The sequence below is a fragment of the Mesorhizobium sp. M4A.F.Ca.ET.050.02.1.1 genome, from assembly GCF_003997725.1.
Classification (GTDB): Bacteria; Pseudomonadota; Alphaproteobacteria; order Rhizobiales; family Rhizobiaceae; genus Mesorhizobium.
Map to the genome: position 1 here is coordinate 1 of NZ_RZSG01001508.1, position 446 is coordinate 446.

The window sequence follows — 446 nt, forward strand, 5'->3', positions numbered from 1 at the left end:
GTCATTGATGGCGTCGATGGCGCGCTTGGTCGACGGGCCGAGCAAGTCGTAGCTGCCGCGTGCCTTGACCCCGCGCTCCCAGTCGAGCAGCGCATTGACCCAGCGCGTGTGGTCGAAACGGTCGCCGGACCCGACCAGGATGCGGCCAAGCAGCAGCGCCTGTTCCGTGTCGTCGGTGATCGTGCCGGCTTCAAGGCCCTTCGACACCGGATGATCGTCGACGGGCGCGACGAAGTCGTCGACATGGCCATAGAGTTCGGCGATGCGGCCGGGCGACAGAAGCTGCGTCGGCATGCCCAGCGCGTCGCCAAGCGCGCCGCCGATCAGCGCGCCCATTGCCCGGTCGATCACCCCGGCCGCATCCGTCATCTCAAAACTCCAGATGAAGGGCGAAATGCGCCGGGTTGAGCAGGCTAGTGACGAATTCGATCGGTCGACCATCGGCG

At 66.4% G+C, this 446-nt stretch carries 1 protein-coding gene; it reads right to left on the reverse strand.

What is annotated here, in order from left to right:
* A partial coding sequence (locus tag EOA33_RS38400) for an ADP-ribosylglycohydrolase family protein (protein ID WP_190234556.1) occupies positions 1 to 369 on the reverse strand: 369 nt, incomplete at its 3' end.
* Positions 370 to 446 lie beyond the last annotated feature (77 nt).